Source organism: Trichormus variabilis 0441 (assembly GCF_009856605.1).
Classification (GTDB): domain Bacteria; phylum Cyanobacteriota; class Cyanobacteriia; order Cyanobacteriales; family Nostocaceae; genus Trichormus; species Trichormus variabilis.
In genome coordinates this window covers 2,969,387-2,990,671 of sequence record NZ_CP047242.1, presented here as the reverse complement: position 1 = coordinate 2,990,671, position 21,285 = coordinate 2,969,387, and the positions used below count along the sequence as shown (strand labels likewise).

17 protein-coding genes are annotated in these 21,285 nt (G+C 39.7%); 15 read left to right on the top strand and 2 right to left on the bottom strand.

Translation table 11 applies throughout. The features are described from left to right. Positions 1–44: 44 nt before the first annotated feature. From GSQ19_RS12155 to GSQ19_RS12105, 11 genes are all read left to right on the top strand, one after another. Entirely contained in the window at positions 45–1,367 is a 1,323-nt protein-coding gene (locus tag GSQ19_RS12155) for a flippase (protein ID WP_011318210.1), read from the top strand. A 39-nt stretch (positions 1,368–1,406) separates the two neighbouring features. Then, positions 1,407–2,333, top strand: a complete 927-nt coding sequence (locus GSQ19_RS12150) for a hypothetical protein (RefSeq protein ID WP_011318209.1) — start codon at positions 1,407–1,409, stop codon at positions 2,331–2,333. Between the two features lie 36 nt (positions 2,334–2,369). Further along, the gene (locus GSQ19_RS12145; protein WP_011318208.1) at positions 2,370–2,516 is read left to right on the top strand and encodes a hypothetical protein; all 147 of its coding nucleotides are present in this window, start codon (positions 2,370–2,372) and stop codon (positions 2,514–2,516) included. A gap of 59 nt (positions 2,517–2,575) precedes the next feature. After that, positions 2,576–4,048, top strand: coding sequence for an IS66-like element ISAva2 family transposase (locus GSQ19_RS12140; RefSeq protein ID WP_011316419.1), 1,473 nt, complete (start codon positions 2,576–2,578; stop codon positions 4,046–4,048). A gap of 209 nt (positions 4,049–4,257) precedes the next feature. Continuing rightward, complete coding sequence (locus GSQ19_RS12135) at positions 4,258–5,199, top strand: O-antigen ligase family protein (protein ID WP_011318207.1); 942 nt, start codon at positions 4,258–4,260, stop codon at positions 5,197–5,199. A 3-nt stretch (positions 5,200–5,202) separates the two neighbouring features. After that, positions 5,203–6,456, top strand: coding sequence for a glycosyltransferase family 4 protein (locus GSQ19_RS12130; RefSeq protein ID WP_011318206.1), 1,254 nt, complete (start codon positions 5,203–5,205; stop codon positions 6,454–6,456). Positions 6,457–6,491: 35 nt separating this feature from the next. Further along, a complete protein-coding gene (locus GSQ19_RS12125) occupies positions 6,492–7,508 on the top strand; it encodes a hypothetical protein (protein ID WP_011318205.1) in 1,017 nt (338 codons plus the stop codon). A 78-nt stretch (positions 7,509–7,586) separates the two neighbouring features. Further along, a complete protein-coding gene (locus tag GSQ19_RS12120) occupies positions 7,587–8,480 on the top strand; it encodes a glycosyltransferase family 2 protein (RefSeq protein WP_011318204.1) in 894 nt (297 codons plus the stop codon). Positions 8,481–8,599: 119 nt separating this feature from the next. After that, positions 8,600–9,751, top strand: coding sequence for a glycosyltransferase family 4 protein (locus GSQ19_RS12115; RefSeq protein ID WP_011318203.1), 1,152 nt, complete (start codon positions 8,600–8,602; stop codon positions 9,749–9,751). Between the two features lie 148 nt (positions 9,752–9,899). Beyond that, a complete protein-coding gene (locus GSQ19_RS12110) occupies positions 9,900–10,673 on the top strand; it encodes a WecB/TagA/CpsF family glycosyltransferase (RefSeq protein ID WP_011318202.1) in 774 nt (257 codons plus the stop codon). A gap of 256 nt (positions 10,674–10,929) precedes the next feature. After that, positions 10,930–12,360, top strand: a complete 1,431-nt coding sequence (locus tag GSQ19_RS12105) for a sugar transferase (RefSeq protein ID WP_011318201.1) — start codon at positions 10,930–10,932, stop codon at positions 12,358–12,360. A gap of 202 nt (positions 12,361–12,562) precedes the next feature. On the opposite strand, the gene GSQ19_RS12100 is transcribed toward GSQ19_RS12105, so the two are convergent. Both GSQ19_RS12100 and GSQ19_RS12095 read right to left on the bottom strand, forming a co-directional pair. Continuing rightward, complete coding sequence (locus GSQ19_RS12100) at positions 12,563–13,711, bottom strand: endo-1,4-beta-xylanase (RefSeq protein WP_011318200.1); 1,149 nt, start codon at positions 13,709–13,711, stop codon at positions 12,563–12,565. A gap of 135 nt (positions 13,712–13,846) precedes the next feature. Further along, complete coding sequence (locus GSQ19_RS12095; RefSeq protein WP_011318199.1) at positions 13,847–14,770, bottom strand: 1-aminocyclopropane-1-carboxylate deaminase/D-cysteine desulfhydrase; 924 nt, start codon at positions 14,768–14,770, stop codon at positions 13,847–13,849. A gap of 208 nt (positions 14,771–14,978) precedes the next feature. Between GSQ19_RS12095 and GSQ19_RS12090 the strand changes: the two genes are divergently transcribed. The 4 genes from GSQ19_RS12090 to GSQ19_RS12075 all read left to right on the top strand — a co-directional run bounded on the left by GSQ19_RS12090 (position 14,979) and on the right by GSQ19_RS12075 (position 21,184). Further along, complete coding sequence (locus tag GSQ19_RS12090; protein ID WP_011318198.1) at positions 14,979–16,709, top strand: diflavin flavoprotein; 1,731 nt, start codon at positions 14,979–14,981, stop codon at positions 16,707–16,709. 370 nt (positions 16,710–17,079) lie between these two features. Continuing rightward, positions 17,080–17,577, top strand: coding sequence for a phosphate-starvation-inducible PsiE family protein (locus GSQ19_RS12085; RefSeq protein WP_011318197.1), 498 nt, complete (start codon positions 17,080–17,082; stop codon positions 17,575–17,577). Between the two features lie 68 nt (positions 17,578–17,645). Continuing rightward, positions 17,646–19,373, top strand: a complete 1,728-nt coding sequence (locus tag GSQ19_RS12080) for a diflavin flavoprotein (protein WP_011318196.1) — start codon at positions 17,646–17,648, stop codon at positions 19,371–19,373. Positions 19,374–19,843: 470 nt separating this feature from the next. Next, the gene (locus GSQ19_RS12075; protein ID WP_011318195.1) at positions 19,844–21,184 is read left to right on the top strand and encodes an FAD-binding oxidoreductase; all 1,341 of its coding nucleotides are present in this window, start codon (positions 19,844–19,846) and stop codon (positions 21,182–21,184) included. Positions 21,185–21,285: the final 101 nt, after the last annotated feature.

The following is a 21,285-nucleotide window of genomic DNA, read 5'->3' as shown; positions in this document are numbered from 1 at the left end:
TAAATATTATGAATTTTGACAAATAGCAAAAAATCTGATTAAAAATGCTAAGCAAATTAAGGCTTTCAAACTTATCTAAATTAAAATCTCATTCTCGCTTGCGTGCCATCATTGCTAATACTGGTTGGTTGTTTGCCGATCGCATCCTGCGTATGGGTGCAAGCCTGGTGGTGGGAGTATGGATAGCACGCTATTTAGGAGCGCAACAGTATGGTCTGTTTAACTATGCGCTAGCCTTTGTGACTTTATTTACTCCTGTTTTGACTTTGGGTTTAGATGAAATAGTGGTTCGCCATGTGGTACGTGAATCATCAAATAAAGAGGAGATTTTAGGAACCACGTTTTGGCTAAAATTTCTCGGAGGGATTGCCTCTGTATTATTAGCAGTTGGTATTACGCTATTCTTGGGTGAACGGGAATTTTTGAAGATATCCTTAGTGGCTATTTTAGCAATAGCGGGAATTTTTAGGGCGGCGGATACTATTGAATTATGGTTCCAGTCGCAGGTGCAGTCAAAATATGCTGTTATTGCTAAAAATATAGCTTTTTTATTAAATACGCTGATCAAAGTAGCCCTAATTTTAACAAAAGCACCATTATTAGCATTTGCTTGGGTAACCTTGGCAGAATTTGCCATGAATGCAGTTGGTTTAGCTATTGTTTACCAATCTAAAGGATTTTCATTTTGGTCATGGCGTTGGAATTTTCAGGTTGCGAAAACACTCCTCAAAGAGAGTTTACCTTTAATTTTTTCCGGCTTTGCCATCATGATTTTTATGAAAATTGACCAGATCATGTTGGGTCAAATGATTGGGGATAAGGAGGTAGGGGTTTATTCTGCGGCTGTGCGGATATCGGAAGTTTGGTACTTTATTCCAGGTGCGATTGTCCCTTCTGTAGCTCCATCAATCTACGCAGCGAAGGATCAATCAGACGGGGTTTACTATCAGCGTCTAGGACAGTTGTTTCGGCTACTAACTTGTATAGCTTTGGCGATCGCTGTGCCAATGACTTTCCTTTCTGACAAAATAATTATGGTGTTGTTTGGTAATGGATACGCAGGCGCTGGTGCAATACTCGCCGTACATATTTGGACTTCTATATTTGTATTCCTTGGTTTTGCATCATCACCTTGGTTTATTGCCGAAGGTTTGAATCATGTAACTCTAGGTAAGACTGTATTTGGGGCTATATTGAACATTATTCTCAATTTCCTGCTGATTCCCCAATATTTAGGACTAGGTGCAGCGATCGCCACAATTATATCCCAAGCTGCGGCAGCTTTCCTTTGCAATGCTTTCGATAGAAGAACACAAAAAATATTTAAGATTCAATTGCAGTCACTTCTGCTGTTCTATAAATATTAGCCTGTTTAAAACTAACTAAAATACTAACTAATACTCAATATGGAAACACCAGTAACTTTTATTATTTTTAAACGCCCACAAACAACAGAAAAAGTTTTCCAAGCGATTCGACAAGTCAAGCCGAAAAAACTTTTTGTCATTGCGGATGGCCCCCGGAATGACCGCCCAGGTGAAGCTCAAAAGTGCGAAGCAACCAGAGCTATTATTGACAAAGTAGATTGGGAATGCGAAGTTATCAAGAATTATGCAGATACTAATTTAGGTTGTGCAAAGAGAGTTTCTAGCGGCTTAGATTGGGTATTTAGTCAGGTAGAACAGACAATCATTTTAGAAGATGACTGCATCCCACATAATAGCTTTTTTCGATTTAGTGAAGAATTACTAGAAAAATATCAAAATGATACGAGAATTTCTAGTATTTCTGCACAAAATGTCCAAGCTGGTAATAAACTCACAGATTATAGTTACTATTTCTCTCGCTATAGCCACTGTTGGGGTTGGGCAACTTGGAAACGTGCTTGGCAACATTATGATTTAAACATCAAACTCTGGCAAGAAGTGCAAGCACAAAATCTTTTATATAACATTCTGCTCGACTCAAAAGCAGTCAATTATTGGCGTAGAACATTTCAAACTATTTACGAAAATCCTACAGGCATCACTTGGGATTATCAATGGACTTTTGCTTGTTGGATGCAGGGGAGTTTAAGCATTACACCCAACGTTAATTTAGTTGCTAATGTGGGCGTGGGTGCAGATGCAACTCATTTTACATCTAATCAGGAATTTTCCTTCATCAATCTACCGACCCAACCAATGGAATTTCCCTTGAAGCATCCGCCATACATTATTCGTAACGTAGAAGCGGATACTTTTACACAAAAAGTTGTTTATAAAGCAACAGCTTTAGATATTTTTAAAGAGGAATTAAAGAAAAAACTTAATTATTCAAAATCCTATAAATAATGCCCTATAAATTACTACAACGATTAAAATAGCACTATGAATGTCAAGTTACCGGAAAAAATATTAACTATATTACTATTATTAATTGCTGTAGGAGCATTAACAATACATCCTGCACAAGAAATCTCCACCTCTCCTTTAGGTGGCGACAAGCTAGATACTTTATTCAATATAGTTTCATAGTAAGGATTCAGGTAACAGAGTATTGACAAAGGGGACAGTAGAGGTGGAGTATCAAAAATATGAACCAAAACTTGCCTCAAGATTTAGACAGAGAAAGTTTGAGCCAGTTATCTAAAGAAGAACTGGTGGACATCATCATTGAGCAGAGCAAGGTAATACGTGAGCTACAAAAGATAATATTAGAACTACAGCAAGAAATAGAGCGTTTAAAAGTCAGCAGAGATTTAGATAGTTCTAATTCATCAAAACCTCCATCACAAGACATTCACAAAAAAAGCGAAAAAGAAAAAGTGCCTCACCTTGAGGAATCAAACCCACCGAAAAAGAAACCAGGTGGGCAACCAGGACATCAAGGTAAAACTCGAAAGGGTTTTGGCAGAGTAGATCGCTATGAAATTTTACGTCCAACGGATTGCATTTACTGTGGTCAAAAAGCATTTGCACCCCTAGCAGTAAAAGTAGAAAAACACGCGGTAGCGCAACTAGTAGAATGTCCCATAGAAATAGTTGAGTATCAACGCCATACGTGCGTGTGTGAATGCTGTGGAAATATACAAACAGCAGCCTGGCCCCAAGAAATTATTCCAGGACAAGATTTAGGAACGTCGTTACAAGCATTTTTAGGGTGGACAAATAACTATGCACATATGCCCTACGAAAAACAGCAGGAAATGCTTTGGGAACTTGGTGAGATTGAAATTGGATTGGGAACTTTAGTCGCCACCAATGAACGAATACAACAAGCAATTGAACCGAGTATTCATGAGTTAAGTAATTGGGTAAAACAGACACAACCTAACATCCATGTAGATGAAACACCTTGGTCAGTTAAAGGGGTTAAAGAATGGTTGTGGGTAGTGGCTAATTCTGAATTCTGCCTGTTTACTGCGGCTGATACTCGTTCTAGAGCCGAACTAGAAGCAATTTTAGGGACTGAGTATACAGGTGTACTCAGCAGCGATGATTTTAGTGTTTATAATGGCTATCAAGCTGTTGCCCAACAGAAATGTTTGGCTCATCTACGTCGTCACTTCAAAAAATTGATTCAACTTCCCGGTCTTCACAACAAAGCTATCGGCGAAACCTTTGTCAATTTAATTGATGAAGCCTTCAGAAGTTATGCTCAATGGTTTGAAACTCTTGACTCAAACAGTTATAACGATTGGATAAATCAATTCAAATTCAAGTTGCAATTTTCTGTTGATCAATGGATTAACTTGGCAGGAGCTACGGCTGGAAACCTTTTACGTTCTTTGCGCGATAAAGCAAGCCAATGGTGGTATTTCCTTGACCATCCTGAAGTTCCTCCTGATAATAATCTCGCTGAACGCTCGCTGCGTTTAGCTGTGACAAAACGTAAGGTTAGTGGTGGTTCACGCTCGATGAAGCGGTTTCAACATACTGCCAATTTGTTGACGGTAGTGCAGACTTGTCGCCGTCAAGGTAGGTCTGTTATTGATTTTTTTGTGCAAGCTCTAATTGCTGATTCTAATAATTCTCACTCTCGCCCCTCTTTACTTCCGCAATATTAGACCTGAATCCTTACGTTTCATATTTAATTCTTTTCTTCTTTATAATTTCTTACTGGAAAGGTTTTTTATATGTCATTACCAAGGAGCCTTTACAGTTCATTTTATTAGGAATAGTTATATTATCTCTTTTATGGTCAGAAGATATTAGGACTGCTCTGAACTATACAAGAGGGCTAATCAGAATATATTTGTTAGCAATATATTTAGCCATGCGCTATTCCATAAGAGAGCAAATGAGGCTCATAGCTTTAGCTCTTGGTGTAGCCACATTATTATCTCTGTTTTTCTCTACATTCCTGCCAGATTATATTCACAAAGCCCCTGAATTAGCAGGAATGTGGAGTGGAATTTATGGACATAAAAATGAGCTAGGATACATGATGGCGTGGAGTGCGGGAATTTTTCTGCACTTAGCCTTAAGTAATTATCAATATACTTGGTTGATGTGGACATTATGTGGTGTGGCTACATCCCTAATTATCCTTTCCCGTTCTACGACATCTTTGACAATCTTATTAACAATAATCCTAATTTTGCCTTTTTATAGATTTTTCAAAAAAACCAATTATAAATTACAAGTTATTATGATTGGTTTAGCTCTAATATTACTCACACTTTCTACAATATTACTGATGACTAATATTGAAAATATCGTGGGTACTTCAGGTAAAGATTTAACTTTTAACGGGCGTGCTGATCTCTGGGAACCAATAATTTCCAAAGTTTGGGAAAGACCTTGGTTTGGTTATGGATATTACGGGTTTTGGAATAGTCCTGAAGCAGCTAATGTCAGAGCAACCTACGAATGGGCGAGTAATTCCCATAATGGTTTCTTGGAACTATTGTTAGACATAGGATTTTTAGGCTTTTTGGTATTTGCAGCCGGATTTATACGATTTTTTGTCCTGGCATTAGGTCGAATTATTTCAGTAGCCAAAAAGCCAGAAGATTATTGGCCGATGCAAATGTTAATTATCATTGTTATCGTCAATTTTTCCGAAGCCAGATTACTAACTCCGAGTTGGAACTGGTTAATGTATATCACAACTTCCTTATCATTAAGTCTTAGCTATCAGCGAATACGCATGGGTATCAAAGAAGATTTGAAAGCAGAATTTATGTCGTCGAATCGAATAACTGTAAGGGAGTAAATAATGAATGTTTTACTAATTAATAAATCTGATATTGATGGTGGAGCAGCTCGTGCTGCCTATAGATTGCATTGTGGACTACGGCATATTGGTGTCAACTCACAGATGCTGGTGCAAGAGAAGCTAACTAATGACAAAACAGTGATTGCACCCGAAATTAGATTATTTCAAGGAATTGCTAGAGCAAAACTGACATTTGATGCCTTGCCATTAAAGTTTTATCCTCAGCGTAGTCATAACCCATATTCAGTTCAGTGGTTGCCTGATACAGTAGCTTCTAAAGTGGCAAAAATTGCTCCTGATATTATCCATCTGCACTGGATTCGGGGAGGATTTATGCAAATAGAAACAGTGGCAAAGCTGAAACAACCTCTAGTTTGGACTATTCATGACACGGGGGACTTTACTGGAGGATGTCACGTTATTGGAGAATGCGATCGCTATCAAGTTTCCTGCGGAGCCTGTCCTCAACTTAATAGTAATTATGAACAAGACATATCACGTTGGATATGGCAGCGTAAAGCCAAAGCTTGGAAAAACCTGAAGATTACCTTGGTTTCACCCAGTCGTTGGTTAGCAGAGTGCGCTCGCTCTAGTCCTTTGTTCCAAAATCTACCCATAGAAGTGATTCCTCACGGACTAGATACGCAAAAATACCGTCCCATCAGTCAACATTCTGCGCGGGAGATGCTCAATCTACCCCAAGATAAAAAACTGGTACTGTTCGGAGCAATACAAGCAACCAGTGACAGAAATAAAGGGTTTCATCTGTTGCAACCAGCTTTACAACAATTAAGCCAGTCAGCTTGGAGCGATAACTTAGAAATAGTCATTTTTGGTGCATCCCAACCCGAAAAACCAATTGATTTAGGCTTCAAAACCCACTACTTAGGACACTTGCACGACGATATATCGTTAGCAGCCGTCTACTCAGCAGCAGATGTGATGTTAGTACCATCTCTGCAAGAGTCTTTTGGACAGACAGCCTCTGAATCACTCGCTTGTGGTACTCCCGTTGTGGCATTTAATGCCACTGGCTTAAAAGATATTATTGACCATCAGCAAAACGGCTATTTAGCTAAACCTTACGAAGCCGACGATTTTGCTCAAGGAATTAATTGGGTACTGGAAAATGAGCAGAGACTACAAAAACTGTCATTTTACGCCAGAGAAAAAGCTGAAAGAGAATTTACTTTAGAACTTCAAGCCCGTCGCTATTTAGCCCTTTTTCAGGCAATATTACATAACAAAAATTAGTTTTTAATGAATCAAAAACCTTATAAATAATTATTATGTCAATACCTTTAGCTTTCATAATTTGTACAGAACCTGGTCGATTAGAGTCCCAATCCTTAATGCTGGCTAGTAGTATTCGTAAGTTCTGTGGCAATTTAAAAGATACACCTATATATAGTTTTCATCCTAGAGTTGGTGAGCCAATATCCCACCAAACCCAAGAAGCTTTTGCAGCATTACAAGTCATTCACCAACAAATTCCGATTAACCAAGAATTTCATGAATACTATTTAGCAAATAAACCCTTAGTTTGTGCCTATGCAGAACAGAATATTGATGCAGAAATATTAGTTTTTCTAGATAGCGATAAATGCTTGTTTGCTGAACCAACAGAATTTTTACTGCCAGAAAATTGTAACGTGCGGGTACGTCCTGAGTATGGGCAAGGAATCGGCTCGACAGGTTCACAAGACCCTCAAGAATGGTACTGGCAAAGATTATACCAAGTGTTGGGAGTCAAGCGTGAGATATTTGTTAACACTCCCATTGGCAATAAAAGAATTAGAGCCTATTGGAATTCTGGTTTAGTCGCTGTGAGAAGAAGTGCAGGTATATTTACAGCTTGGAAAGAAAATTTTACCAAAGTAATGCACCTGGATATAACTCCTCCTCAAGGTATTTACTTTGTTGAACAGTCTGTCTTGTCGGTGACACTATGTGCCTTAGTAGATAACATAGAACATTTCTCTCTCAACTACAGTTATCCTCTACCTTTACACAATCGCTTATCACCAGAACTACGGTTGCAGGATTGGGATGACATTACATCCATTCATTATTTCAATTTGTTTTTTTATAACGACTGGAATACACAGATTAAAAAATTGAAAAAATTCAATATTACTTCTGATAAATATAAGTGGTTATCCCAAGAGGTTGTCAGGCTTAATATGTCTCGCACATCAGTGTTACATAGATATATGTTAGCAATCAGAAGAATAGAGCAAAAACTACAAAAATTCAATATAAAAATTAATTTGAGTAGTTTGATAGAGAAGACAGCTAAATTTTAAAAATCAAATCTGCAAAAATAACGGAAAGTTTCTGATTTTTAACTATTGTTTTCCGGAAAATTATATGAGGTAAATGAGATGGAGCAGCCAACCCTAGCGGTAATCATGACTTGCCACAACAGACGTAATACCACTCTTGCTTGTTTGCAAGCTCTATATCAACAAACAAATCATTTTGATGTTTATTTAACTGATGATGGTAGCACTGATGGTACAGCAGAGTTAATTAAAGCAGAATATCCAAATGTCAAAATCCTTCAGGGGGATGGTAATTTATTCTGGGTTGGGGGAATGCACCTGGCCTTTGGTGAAGCGATAAAAAATCAGTATGATTACTACCTGTGGTTGAATGACGACACATTTCTCGAAGCTGATGCTTTAGAGAAGTTATTGCAGGTTCATCAAAATTTGGCAGCACAAGGTTACGAGCAATCAATTGTAGTCGGTTCTACTCAAGACCCGATTACGAAGCAAGCCACTTATGGCGGAGCTGTGAAATCGAAAAAGTGGTATTCTAACAAATTTGAATTTTTAGAACCAACTTTAGATGTACAAAAATGTGATGCTATGTACGGCAACTGCGTTCTCATTCCTCACAGTGTCACCCTGAAAGTTGGTAATATTGATACTGCTTTTATTCACAGTTTGGGAGATTTGGATTACGCTCTCAGAGCGCGTAAATTAGGTTGTCACGTATGGGCAGCACCCGGTTATATAGGTACTTGTAATAAAAATTCCTTCCGGAATAGCTGGGTAGATACAAATCTTACTGTATTAGAACGCTTGCGAAAAATTCTACAAATTAAAGGATTTCCGTTGCAACCCTGGACTACATTTTGTAGCAGACACTCTGGGCCATTCTGGGTATTTTATTGGTTTTTGCCTTATATCAGAGCAATCATTGGTTACAAGAATTTGGCAACTTCTCCTACCTTCTCTGAAGACCCAAAAGAACCTAAGCCAGAAGTTTAATTACTCCTGTAGAGGTATTTATCAAATGTAGTTGCATAAGAGATATTACTTCTAGTAAATAATTGAACAAATCTGAAAAAATACCTACCTTAAATTAGAAAAAATATCTCAATCTTCCTATGGGTAAACGCTTACTTGTTGTTTCTAACCTTGACTCTAGCCAACCATTTGGCGCTTTTACTAGACCTTTTTACTTAGGACAGAATCTCACGGAATATTTTCAAGTTTTTCAGTTGGGTCTAGATTGTTCGGCTGTAGACTATGCCCCTTCTCTTTCTATTGGCTCACGCAGTCTGAAGTCGTACATTCAAAATATTCAAAAGTGTATTGATGAGTTTGCACCAGATATTATCTATGCTCAAGAAACATTACCTAGTTTAGCTGCTCTCATTGCAACTAAGTTGAAGAAAAAGAATAATTTTTCCCTGGTCTTAGATTTTCATACTTTTTCACCATATGAATATTGGACACGCTTGTTTTCAGTAGCCAATCCTTTTAAAGAATTTACCCAATTAATTAAAACGTATATTGCTCAAGGACTATTAGTGTTCTCTGGATGCCCAATAATTGCGGCTGGTGAATCAACACCTCAACTAATTTCCCAGTGGTATGGTAAGAATCCTCAAAATATTTATTGTATAGGTAATGGAGTAGCTGAAGACCTACTGAATAATGAATCTCGTTTGGCTAAAGACCCTTACCAAGCCTTGAGACCAGCTAAAATAGTCGTTGTTATTGCTCCTAAAACATTTCAGTTCCCTACTAATGATATGTCTGTATCAATGACTATGGAGGTGGCAAAATCCCTTGAGAGTCATCAGCAAAACATTCATTTTATCGTCATTGGTAGGGATAGTAGCGATATTGCAGAACCCATTCCCTCTAATATTTCTTTCTTAGGGTTTCTACCTAAACGTGAAGATTTCCTTGAGCATCTTCAATATGCAGATATTGCCTTGCTGCCATTTCCTAAGCAAGCGGTAGCAGGTGGCGCTCGTAATAAAGCTTTAGATTTTTTTGCTAGTAAAAAGTTAGTTGTCTCAACACCAGAAGGCTTGCGAGGTTTAGAAGACTTTCGTCACAAAGAGCATCTTTTAATATCTGGATACTCTTGCGAAGAAGTTGCTAATACTATTGTGGACGCTACTAGAAATATCGATGAATATCAACAGCTTGTCCAACAAGCATATTTTTTGATTAAAGAAAAATATTCTTGGAGTGCAAGGAGCAAGCATACAGCAGAAATACTGATGAAGACAATAGACTCTTAACAATATTTATCTCTCTTCACAAGATATTTAACCAAAAAACTTAGTATTTTTACGTAGGTCAATGATAATATAGACTTAACCGATTAATTATAAAAACCTTAGCTTTTGTGTGTTCCAGACTCTTAGATTTACAAAATATTTACAAGCCATGAAGAATCGGCCTTCTTATAAACTTCTTGGGGTTCGAGTAGATGCTCTTTCTATCCCTGAATTAAATTGTTTAATTGAGGAGTCTATTGAGCAGGGTAAAAAATGGATTATTGCTAATCACAACCTGCATAGCCTTTATCTATTCCACAAAGACTTAGAAATGCAAGCCTTTTATGCTAAGGCAGAATACATCCATATTGATAGTATGCCTATAGTTTTCATTGGCAAGCTGCTAGGTTTTCCGATGAAGAGAGAACAGAGAGTAACCTATGCGGACTGGATATGGCCTCTCATGGAAGAAGCAGCCAGTAAGGGTTGGCGGATATTTTATCTAGGTTCTAAACCAGGAGTTGCTGAACAAGGAGCCAGTGTTTTGCGCCAAAAGTTTCCTGGGTTACAAATTGCTTGCTCTCACGGCTATTTTGATACTAGTGAAGAGAGTGAAGAAAATCTCACTGTTATTAAAGCCATCAATGATTACAAACCCCATGTATTAATGGTGGGGATGGGGATGCCACGACAAGAGCATTGGATTGCCCAAAATTTGGAACGTATTCAACCCAATGCTATTTTGACCAGTGGAGCTTGCCTAGACTATGTGGCAGGAGCAATACCTACGCCACCTCGTTGGATGGGAAGAATGGGGCTGGAATGGTTGTATAGGTTGTTGACTGAACCAACTAGATTGTGGAGACGTTATTTACTTGAGCCGTGGTTTTTAGGCACTCTTTTCTTACGAGAAATTTGGAGTCTATCTAGTCAATCAAAATAGGATGTCACTATTCGTCAGACTTTGACATTAGTGTAATCAATACGTAAGGTTGATTCAAACCTGTGTTTCTAAATACCAATAATTACAATATTTTCCAGAATAAATAACTGTAAAAACATGATTATTTGATTTTTTCAAAGAATAAACGGATGTTATTAAAACTGTTAGGAAGATTGATTTTGCATAAACCGTAAAATTAAACCTGATATTTTTTTGTTGTCAACGCTGAATATTAAGATGGAGGAATAATATACTCATGGTTTCTGGTAACGTTTCTATAGAAAGTTTAAAACCAGACTTACGCTCTGCTAACAGTCCAAGAATCCAGAGAGGGTTGTTTATCAGATTAATGCGTGTAGTAATTCTGGTATTTCTGGATGCAATATTTATAGCCTCTGCCTGGAATCTAGCAGTTTTATCTAGTAATCCTATTGAATTACTTTCGATACACAATATATCATTTATGCTGCTCGATTTGAGCTTGGCGATCGCTATATTTCAAACAACAGGGCTATATAAAGCTGGTATTCATAGGCGGAACTATGCAGGTGTAGTTAAAGCCATTTCTTTATCATCTGTATTGTTGTTATTTGTAGAAGTTCTCTATGGACAAAACACTTATATTCCCTATACAACTTTTCTAGTGCATTGGTTATTGTCCATCAGCTTCATTTGCACTTTTCGTTATTTATTTAACTTCTTTACTAATTCAATCCGTCAAAAAGGCGCAGTACGTCACCGGATTTTTATTATTGCTGATGGTGAAGAAAAAGAGCCTTACCATGTAAAGCTACTGGAACGAGAGAATTACTTCGCAATTCAAGGTTATGCTAACTCTAAATGTTTAGATTTAGCTAATAGAGAAAGAACCTTTGCATATCTTCACGCTCAAAATGTAGATGAAGTTTTTATTGCTTGGGATACTATCAAAAATCGGTTGTTCCTTTGCTGGTATTTCTATAACGCTGGAATTACCTTGCGTTTGTTGCCAACAATGAGTGAATTTTCCCTCCCTAAATCTACGTTCGATATGATTGGAGAGGTCTTTTACCCCACAATCCCCGCACCTCTGATTGTTGGTGGTGATTTTTGGATGAAGCGATTTTTTGATCTTTGTTTTTCCTCCATCCTCATCATTTTACTTTTACCCGTATATGTGGCGATCGCTTTGGTGATCAAGTTTGATTCTCCTGGGCCAGTATTCTTCAAGCAAGAACGTGTTGGTTTACATCGTCAAACCTTTAAGATTTGGAAATTCCGGACAATGGTGACGAATGCGGAAAAAATCCAAGCCTCTTTAGAAGCTAAAAACGAAATGAAAGATGGTGTGTTTTTCAAAATGAAAGACGACCCTCGCATCACAAGAGTTGGGAAATTCTTACGCCGTTATAGTTTGGATGAATTGCCACAATTGTTTAATGTGTTCTTGGGAGAAATGAGCCTTGTCGGGCCTCGTCCTTTACCTATGCGTGATGTCCAGAAGTTTCAGAATAATCATTTTATTCGCCAAGAAGTTCTTCCGGGTATCACTGGTTTGTGGCAGGTTTCTGGACGTTCCAACATTGATAATTTCGATGACGCGTTCAAACTAGATATGGACTATATCGAAAATTGGTCTATCTGGTTGGATTGGAGAATTTTGTTACAAACCTTTAAAGTTGTGATCCAGAAGACAGGCGCACATTGATTTGAATCAACATCAAGGTTCTGAATAAGGGGTGTAGGTGTTAAAACGCTTACACCCTTCTCAAATTGGGGTTTATGCCTCTAGCTGGAAAGGGGAATATGACAACTACTATCTAGCAAATATGCAGTACCTATGTGAATGGACTTGAAGAAGCTGCTTTTAAGAAGGCTATTATCTAGCAAATAGATAGCGCCTATTTGAATCATATTGAAGCAGCAGCCTTGATAAAAGATTGGGCGATCGCTTTACGAGCAAGTTTAGGTTTCAGATTCTCGTCGTAGGGAAGTGGACGCAAAAACTTATGGTAGCTGGGATTTCCCTTAAATTTTTGCGGCATCCAATCAGGGTGACGTATCCAGCTATGGCGATCAGTAATACCCCAGGTAATGATGGTATCGACTCCATTGGCAAAGCATAAGTCAAGATATCGCTTATAAGAGTCTGCCACCATTTGATCGAGCTTTTCGATAGTGTCTGGTAGAGGGGTATCAATAATAATATCTAGTTCGGTAATTACTGGTTTAACTTCCAGTTCTTTGAGCCTTTTTAAAACACCAACAAATCCTTTTTCATCAAAAGGATAATTGGTAGAAAACCACAGATGGGACTGGATACCTGCTCCATCTATCTTCGCGCCATTATTCTTGAGATACTCAATCATTTTTAAGAAATACCTGGATTTCCAGGTATCACCTTCAATGGAGAAATCATTGAGGTAAAATTTCTTGCTGCTATCAATCGAAGCGGCGATTAAAAACACATCTCGAATTAATTCTGGTTTTACGCCTTTATGTAAGCCATAGGTAGAGGCCTTAGCTTCGTCTTCACTGTAGGCAATAATTTCATTAGCGATATCCCAAGATGTTAAAACCTGACTATGGCGATAATGCCCCATCACGCCGTTAAAGTGCCGTTCGATCATGGGTAGAGTGGGGGGGTAAGGAAGCCAGTCTGGTTTTGCCATGTTCCAGAACAGGGTATGTCCGTGCATTTTCAAGTTATTCTTTTGGCAGAAGTTGGCGATCGCATCAGCTGCTGCAAAAGTAAAATATCCTGGCTGCGGTTCAGTGGCATTCCACTTTAATTCGCCATTGGGTGTCACAATTGAACATTCACGGGCAATTAATTTTGCGTAGTCGGGATATTTTTTTAAAGTTTCACTGTCAACTGCTGCACCATAGCGTTTTCCTTTGGCAGCAGCTAATTGCTGCAACGGAAAATTCGTATTTATTGCCGCAATATCCGTACTACGAATATCCCTCTGTTTATCCCTTTGTAAAAACCCCATCGTCAAGAAAGCAGATAGAGTTGTGTATCCTGCTCTCTTTAGAAATTTTCTCCGATGGAACATAAATAATACCTAATAGAAAATACAGGAGTTATTATATTGCACATTAAAGTTTTACAGTTTTTAGAGCAGTTTTACTGACGAAATATAAAAAAATAAATGTTAAACAATCAGAGAAAATATACTTCCTAAAAACTATTACAATCGTTCACTCATCCCGATATTTCCTTGTAAGCCACCGGTGTGAATCATCAAGATGCGATCGCCTTTTGTAAAATATCTTTGCTTTAACAAGTCCATCACACCATAAAACATTTTCGCGGTATACACGTAATCAAGGGGTACGCCGTGGGTTTGGGTAAACTGCTGACTGAACACGATAAGATCATCTTTCACCTTGGCGTAACCGCCAAAATGGTAATCGCAAACTAATTCCCAATGCGCGGGAGAACTTGATGAAATGGGCAGCCCCGCCGCGACATAATTATTCATAAACTGAGTAATTTCCTCTGCTAGAAAACCCCCATTTTTTAACACAGGAAAACCGATGACACGTTGCTTTGCTTCCAGCGCCAGAGCGATACCTGCTAGAGTAGTGGCTGTACCACAAGCTACACACACAATATTAAATGCTTGCGTTGCGGCACTGATGATTTCTAGACAACCGCGCACACCATTCAAATTACTACCACCTTCAGGAATGATAAATACCTCACCGAAGCGTTTCCTTAAGTCTGCGTGTAATGTGGCGCTGTTTCGTTGTCGATAGGTTTCCCTGTCCACATAGACAAGCTGCATACCTTGTTTTGTGGCAAAACTTAGTGTGGGATTTAAGGGTAAGGTTTCCTCCCCGCGAATCACACCAATAGTCTGGAAACCTAACAGATTACCTGCGGCGGCTGTAGCAAAGATGTGATTAGAATATGCACCACCAAAGGTAAGTAATGTTGTATAACCTTTCTCTTTCGCTTCTAAGAGATTGTATTTTAGCTTGTACCACTTATTACCGTTTACCCACGGGTGCATTAAATCAAGGCGTAATACATCAATTTCTACACCAGCGTTATTAGCAATCTCACTATTGATTTTTTGTATTGGGGGAGGAACAAAGGTCAATGACATCGATCCTTGTTAGTAATTATGCAATTTAGGGGCGCGTTAGCTTATCAATGATTAACATTGATTATTTTCAATGCTAATGCAATTTCCATGAATAATAAACTTTGCTAATAAATGGCTTCAGGAATTGGCATTTTACCAAATAGGATTCTCAGTTCAATATAAGAAGAAGAATATTTAACACTTAATCATATTTTTTGGGAGAAAACCTATGGTTGCACTCACCGAAGATACACAAGCTAATGCCAACAGAGGACGTTTGACAGTGCAAACTGTGGAAATTGCAGCTGAAACAACTGCTATTCGCTGTCTGGATTGGGATCGAGAGCGTTTCGATATTGAATTTGGTTTACGTAACGGCACCACATATAATTCTTTCTTAATTCAAGGTGAAAAAATTGCTTTAGTTGACACTTCACACCGCAAGTTTGAGAAACTCTATCTAGAGATAGTTGCTGGATTAATTGACCCAAACACAATAGACTATTTGATTATTAGTCACACAGAACCAGACCATAGCGGCTTAGTGAAGGATATTTTGCAACTAGCTCCCTCTATCACTATTGTTGGGGCTAAAGTCGCAATTCAATTTTTAGAAAATATGGTTCACCAACCATTTAAATCCCTTCAGGTGAAAAGTGGAGAACGCTTAGATTTAGGTAATGGCCACAACTTAGAATTTGTTTCTGCACCTAATTTACATTGGCCAGATACAATTTTGACCTATGACCACAAAACAGGGATTCTCTACACTTGTGATGTGTTTGGGATGCACTATTGCGATGATCAGACTTATGATGAAAATTTCTTCGCCATTGAAGAAGATTTTAAATATTACTATGATTGTCTGATGGGGCCGAATGCTCGGTCTGTGTTGGCAGCTTTAAAACGCATTGAAAACTTAACAATCAACACAGTGGCTACAGGACACGGGCCTCTACTACAAAATCATATTAGCGAATGGTTAGGTAAGTATCAAAACTGGAGTTTAGAACAAGCTAAAACAGAGACATTAGTTGCTTTGTTTTATGCTGAAGATTATGGCTATAGTGAACATTTAGTACATACTTTGGGGCATGGATGTACTAAAACAGGTGTGGCGGTAGAACTGATAGACTTAAATACTGCTGAACCACAAGAAGTAAGAGAATTAGTTGCTCAAGCATCTGGCTTAGTCATCGCCATGCCATCCCAATATTCACTGACAGCCCAGGCAGCATTAAATACTATCTTGGCGGCTGTACATCATAAACAGGCCATAGGCTTATTAGAGTCTGGTGGTGGAGAAGATGAACCTGTTTTTCCTTTACGGAATAAGTTTCAAGAATTGGGACTAGTTGAAGCTTTCCCCCCAATTTTAATTAAAGAAGCTCCCACACAAACCACAGAACAACTTTGTGAGGAAGCTGGTACAGATATAGGGCAATGGTTGACACGCGATCGCACCATCAAACAAATCAAATCCATCAACACCGACTTAGAGAAAGCCTTAGGACGGATTAGCACTGGCTTATATATCATCACTACCAAAAAAGGAGAAATTCAAGGTGCCATGTTCGCCTCATGGGTGACACAAGCTAGCCTCAATCCTTTAGGAGTAGCCATTGCTGTCTCCAAAGAACGCGCCATTGAATCCTTAATGCACGTAGGCGATCGCTTTGTTTTGAACGTTCTGGAAGAAGATAACTATCAAGGATTGATGAAACATTTCCTCAAACGCTTTGCCCCTGGTGCAGACCGCTTTGCAGGCATCAAAACCTACCCAGCCACCGACGGTTCCCCCATTCTTGCAGAATCCCTAGCTTACACAGAATGCGAAATCACCAGCCGTATCGACTGTGGCGACCATTGGATTATCTACAGCACTGTTCAAGTCGGCAGAGTTGCTAACGTCCATGCAATGACAGCCGTTCATCATCGCAAAGTTGGCAATCATTACTAATTAAACGTGAATTCGACGGAACCTAAACCCAACCTCTTCCCTACAAGGGAAGGGGCTGAAAATCTATAACTGAGTACCAAATAATCAGGGTTTTAAGCCTCTCCGCGCGTCGGGGGGAGGTACCCTGCGGGTTCGCCGTAAGGCGTTCTCGTAGAGTAGCAAGCTATGGAGAGGGGTTCTTCCGAATTTATCGAACTCACGTTAATTAAGCACAGGGGACTAGGGAATAGAGATTGAGAGCAGGGGAGACAGGGGTAGAAATTCTCAGTCCCCAATCCCCAATCCCCAGTCCCCAATCCCCAATCCCCAATCCCCAATCCCCAATCCCCAATCCCCAATCCCCAATCCCCAGTCCCCAATCCCCAATCCCATGTACAAACCTGTAGAAGATAGCCCAATTTCCGTGTACGAAATCAATCGGGGTCGCATTGTCCGCACCTTGGAATTGATTCAAGATGTGATTGTGATTTCCTTATGTATCGGTTTATTTAGCTTCATGGCTATTCAGGTATGGGATATGTTCCTTTCCCTGCTTCCACCTTTAGATTTCCATGTTGTCACTGCCGATATTTTGTTTCTGCTGATTTTAGTCGAATTATTCCGACTGCTGATTATCTACCTCCAAGAACAACGCATATCTATAGGCGTGGCGGTAGAGGTTTCCATTGTCTCTGCTTTGCGAGAAGTCATTGTTAAAGGTGTATTAGAAACTAATTGGAGTCAAGTTTTAGCAACTTGTGCCTTCTTATTAGTTTTGGGAATATTGCTGGTTTTGCGAGTTTGGCTACCGCCCACTTTTGAAGGGATTGACCCAGAACAACGAATAGCCAAGCGCTATCAAAAAATGCAGGCAAACGGACGAGATTAGCTAGATACTCGACTTCTTCAGCAAGTCGGGTATCTAATAACCCACCAATCTTTAAAGGAGAATTGAATATGACTATTGCAACTTCCAGCCGTCCCAGAGATGTACAAGTGGCGGATATTGGTGAAAATACGCTGATTTTGCGATCGCGCACTTGGGAGCGTTTAAAATTTGAAGTTGAGTATTCCCGTCAACGAGGAACTACGGCAAATTCCTATCTTATCCAAGCTGATAAAAAAGCCTTAATTGACCCGCCTGGTGAATCTTTTACGGCAATTTACTTAGAACAACTAGCCCAATATCTCGATTTCACCACTCTGGATTACATCATTCTGGGTCATGTCAACCCCAACCGCCGAGTGACCCTACAAGAATTACTCTCCAAAGCACCACAAGCTACTTTAATTTGTTCTCGTCCTGCGGCTAACGCCTTGAAAACGGCTTTTCCTGAATGGGAATCACGGATTCAAGCGGTACGCTTTGAAGATATTCTCGACTTAGGACAAGGACATCAACTCACATTTGTCACCGCGCCTACTCCCCGTTGGCCGGATGGTTTGTTTACTTACGACTCAGCCACTAAAATTCTCTACACAGACAAATTTTTTGGCGCTCATATCTGCGAAGATACTTTATTTGATGAAGACTGGAGAAAATTAGACGCGGAACGCCATTATTACTTCGACTGTCTCCACGCACCCCAAGCCAAACAGGTTGAAGCAGCTTTAGATAAAGTAGTGATGCTGGGGGCTAGATATTATGCGCCTGGTCATGGCCCGGTGGTGCGTTATAGCCTCAGTCGTTTTACTTATGATTACCGTCAATGGTGTCAAGGACAGAAGGCGCAAGATTTAAATGTGGCGCTGCTTTATACTTCCGCCTATGGCAACACCGGCATTTTAGCAAATGCGATCGCTCAAGGTTTGGTGCAAAACGATGTTAATGTCCAATCCGTCAACTGTGAACTTGCAGATACGGCAGAAATTACCCGCATTGTGGAAGCTTGTGATGGCATAATTATCGGTTCCCCCACCTTAGGCGGTCATGCACCAACACAAATTCAAACAGCCTTAGGTATAGTCCTCTCAACGGCGGCAAAAACTAAGTTAGCAGGGGTGTTTGGTTCCTACGGTTGGAGTGGCGAAGCCATAGATTTAATTGAAAGTAAGCTCAAAGATGCCAATTACCGTTTAGGCTTTGACACAATTCGAGTCCGCTTTAGTCCTACCCCAGAAATTCTGCAACAGTGTCAAGCAGCAGGCGCGACCTTTGCCCAAACTTTAAAGAAAAACAAAAAATTACGTACTCCTCGCCAAGTAATTCCCGAAGCCAAAATAGACCGTACTGAACAAGCAGTAGGCAGAATTATTGGTTCACTATGTGTAGTGACAACCCGTGACCAAGAAAGCCACAAAGGTATCTTAACTTCTTGGGTATCTCAAGCAACATTTAACCCGCCAGGAATTATGATGGCGATCGCTCAAGAGCAAAACGCAGATTTAATGAGTCATATTGGTGATCAATTTGTCTTGAATATCCTCAAAGAAGGCAGAAATGTCCGACGCTATTTTTCCCGTCAAAGTACATTAGGCGATAATCCCTTTGCTAACCTAGAAACCAAAACAGCTGATAATGGTTGTTTAATTCTCACTGAAGCACTAGCGTACCTGGAATGTACCGTCACAAATCAACTTGAATGCGGTGACAGGCTGTTAATTTATGCTGTGGTAGATAAAGGAGAAGTGTTAGCCAATGATGGTGTAACCGCCGTTGAACATCGCAAATCAGGTAGCCATTAGAATTAGGACTTACGCACCCAACTTTTCTGTTGAGACCGGGTGTAAGGGTGTAAGGGTGTGAAGGTGTAAGGGTTTCCAGCATTTATACCCCTATACCCCTATACCCTTCTCCAAACCCTTGATCTTTCGTTTTCATACGTAAGTCCTAAGATTATTGAACAAAAAAATTTTGTCTGAAAGGTCTTACAACAGAATTATATTTTAAGAGCCTAACGCACCGCCACATAACAAGGTGCGTTAGGCTACGTAAGTTTTTATATTAAGTAAGTGGCATGATAGTACTGTGACAAATGGGAATTAAAATTTTCCAACGCACAAGCACGCCAAGTCATAACTCTCCGCGCCCCTCTGTCTTGAAAAGTTTTCTACGGAGGGAAACCCTCCTTCTCCTGACGGAGACGCTACGCGAACAGAACTTTTCGCCGCGCCAACCTTTGCGTCACTCTGCGTTAAAAAAAGGATCTAAACCGATGACGATCAAAAACTTAGATGTCCTCATTAACTCCCTAGAAAGCATTGAAACTATCACTGAACCAAACCAAGTAGCAAAATTATCCCAGGACTACCACACTTTTAGCCCAGTACTTGTCCCGAAACTAGCAGGCAAAGTTGGTGATATTGTAGTCCGTCCCGCCAATGAACAAGAAGTCATCAAAGTTGCTGCTATTTGTGCAGAACATCGCGTACCTGTAACTGTCAGAGGCGCGGGAACTGGCAACTATGGGCAGTGCGTACCCCTGCATGGAGGTGTCATTTTAGATACGACGAAATTACAAGAAATCCTGTGGGTAAAACCAGGTGTGGCGAGGGTAGAAGCTGGGGTGAAATTAGCAGCCTTAGATAAAAAAGCACGAGAAATGGGCTGGGAAATGCGGATGGCACCTTCTACCTATCGTACAGCCACAATTGGGGGATTTATTGCAGGTGGTAGCGGTGGTATTGGTTCAGTGCAATATGGTTTATTAGGCGATCGCGGTAATCTTATAGGATTGCGAGTTGTCACCTTAGAAACAGAACCCCGTGTCATTGAGTTACGTGGCGACGATGTGCAGAAGGTAAACCATGCTTGGGGAATTAACGGCATTATCACACAAGTAGAAATTCCTCTGGGGCCTGCCTATCCTTGGGCTGAAGTAATTGTCACCTTCGACGACTTCATCACAGCCGCTAAGTTTGGACAAGCTTTAGCTAATGCCGATGGCATGATTAAAAAGCTAGTAACTATCTTTGCATCACCAATTCCTCAATACTTCCAACCGCTACAGCCATACATCCCTAAAGATACTCACCCAGCTTTTTTGATAGTTGCCGAACCCAGCTTAGAATCATTACCTGGGTTAGTGCAGCAATATGGTGGACAAATCACCTACCAAAAACCAGCCCAGGAAGCAGGTAAGGGATTAAATCTAGCTGAATTTACCTGGAACCACACTACTTTACACGCCCGAAATGTAGATACTTCCCTTACATATTTACAAAGCATTATTCCTGCGGATAAAGGCTTGGAATTAGTCGCGGATTTATATCATTACTTTGGTGATGAAGTGATGGTTCATTTAGAATTTATTCGCGTCAATGGTATGGTAGTACCTGCGGCTTTGCAACTTGTGCGCTACTCCACAGAAGAACGCTTGAATGAAATTATCCGCTACCACGAAGCTAAAGGCGTATTTATTGCCAATCCCCACACATATATTATTGAAGACGGCGGCAGGAAAGTTATTGACCCTGAGCAATTAAAATTTAAAGAAATTGTTGACCCCTACGGGTTAATGAATCCTGGCAAAAGTAAAGTATTAAAGTTTTCATAAATTCATCAAGTTATTTTTAAAAATCTTCACTTATTAAAAAAGGGAAATTGTATCAATGGTTTAGTAGTTAAATGGCGAGTCAGTTTGCTAGCAATGACTTC